The 1,823-nt window shown below is 65.9% G+C and carries 2 protein-coding genes and 1 pseudogene; 1 reads left to right on the top strand and 2 read right to left on the bottom strand.

The window, feature by feature from the left end; all coding sequences use genetic code 11:
• Positions 1 to 130: 130 nt before the first annotated feature.
• Positions 131 to 1,243 (bottom strand): IS3 family transposase, encoded by a 1,113-nt coding sequence (locus tag AB0M99_RS37715; protein WP_365928780.1) that lies wholly within the window; start codon positions 1,241 to 1,243, stop codon positions 131 to 133.
• A complete protein-coding gene (locus tag AB0M99_RS37710; protein WP_365928778.1) occupies positions 1,240 to 1,650 on the bottom strand; it encodes a transposase in 411 nt (136 codons plus the stop codon). The genes AB0M99_RS37715 and AB0M99_RS37710 overlap by 4 nt, the downstream gene beginning before the upstream one ends.
• A 66-nt stretch (positions 1,651 to 1,716) precedes the next feature.
• Here AB0M99_RS37710 and AB0M99_RS37705 point away from each other — a divergent pair.
• Positions 1,717 to 1,823, top strand: a pseudogene (locus tag AB0M99_RS37705) (transposase); the annotation flags it as partial.

The following is a 1,823-nucleotide window of genomic DNA, read 5'->3' as shown; positions in this document are numbered from 1 at the left end:
CGTGAGCTTGAGATGGAAGTCAGCTTCCTGAAAAAAGCCGCAGCGTACTTCGCGAAGGATCCCCGGTAGCGAGCAAGTACGAGTTCATCGAAACGGAGCCTGTCAATGTGATCAAGGCAGGTAGATCGTTCTATCGCTGTGTCGGGATCGTTTGGCCGTCGGGTGTGTGCTGGTCGGGCTTGTTGATCCACGCGGCTGCGGGGAGCTTCGGGGGCTCGGGCGGCTTGCGGACGAAGCGTTCGGGGTGCTTGGTGTAGACGGCGTCCAGGACGTCGGCGCGCATCTCGCGGAGCTGGGTGGCGAGGCCGAAGTGCACGTCGAAGGGGGTGTGCATGGCTATGCCGGAGTGCCGGTGCTCCAGGTTGTACCAGTCGAAGAACCGCTCGCACCAGGCGCGGGCGTCCTCGATGCAGCCGAACCGGTCGGGGAAGTCGTGCCGGTATTTGAGGGTTTTGTACTGGCTCTCGCTGTAGGGGTTGTCGTTGGAGGTTTTCGGCCTGGAGTGCGACTTGGTGACGCCGAGGTTCGCCATCATCTGCGCGACGTTCTCGGCGACCATGGGCGATCCCCGGTCGGAGTGGATCGTCAACTGCCCGTGTTCCACCTCGTACTTGGCGATCGTGGAAGACAGGAACCGCTCGGCCAGTTCCTTGTTCTCGTGGTCGGCGATCATCCAGCCGGCGGTGTAACGGCTGTAGATGTCGATAATCGTGTAGAGGCAGTAGTAGCTGCCCTTGACCGGGCCCTTCAGCTTGGTGATGTCCCACGACCACACCCGGTTCGGTTCCTCGGCGACCAGCTCGGGCTTCTTGCGCGGCGGGTGGGTGGCCTGCCGTCGCCGCTCGCGGACCTCGCCGTGCTTGCGCAGCAGCCGGTACATCGTCGACTCCGAGCACAGGTAGATGCCGCGGTCGAGGAGGACCGCGCAGATCTCGCCGGGCGCCATGTCGGCGAACTCCTCGGACCGCAGCACCTCCAGCACCCTGGCCTCCTCGGCCAGGCCGAGGGCACGTGGATGACGGCGACGCTCCCGGCGGGGCCGGATGGGAGCCGGGCTCTGGCGGTGGTGGCGGTAGTAGGTGGCCCGGCTCACACCGAGCGCGGAGCATGCCTTCACCCGGCCGACCACGCTCGTCAGGTCCTCCAGGGCCTGAGTCCGGGCGGCCTCGAAGACCGTGCCGGCCACCGGCTCCCGCCCCGTGTCCGTGTCCGTGTCCGTGTCCGTGTCCGTGTGGATGGTCACGTGTTCTCGCCGTGCTTCGTCGTGGCGCTGTCCGTGGCGAACTGGTCGAGCAGCGCGGAGAGTTTTCCCTGCACCTCGATGACCGTGCGGGCCTTGCCCAGCTCGGTCTGAAGCCGGGCGTTCTCGGCCTTCAGCCGGGCGATCTCCTTGTCCCGCGGATCGGCCTTCGGCCGCCCAGCAGGCGCGGCGAGCGCCGTCTTCGCGCCCCTGTCGCGCTGCTCCCGCCAGTTCGTGATCAGTGACGAGTACAGGCCCTCCCGACGGAGCAGAGCACCCTTGCCCTGCTTGTCGAGCTTCTCGTACTCGGCGAGGATCTTCGCCTTGTACTCCGCGGAGTACCGGCGCGGTCCGGTCGAACGGGGTTCTACCTGCGGATCAGGGGTCCCGTGGTCGTTGGTGCTGGCCACCTGGGGCACTACTCCTTCTCCGCCCTCGACTCAATGAATCATCCAGTATGCCTGGCTTACGCCACATTGGCAGAGAGGGATCTGACCGGCACCGTGGTCACCGCCGACGCCCTCCACACCCAGCGCGAACACGCGAAATGGCTGGTGGAGGCCAAGAACGCCCACTACCTGAT

It is taken from the genome of Streptomyces sp. NPDC051183 (assembly GCF_040682455.1).
Lineage (GTDB): Bacteria > Actinomycetota > Actinomycetes > Streptomycetales > Streptomycetaceae > Streptomyces.
Note: the sequence above shows the minus strand (reverse complement) of the source record. Positions and strands in the feature narration are given on the sequence as shown.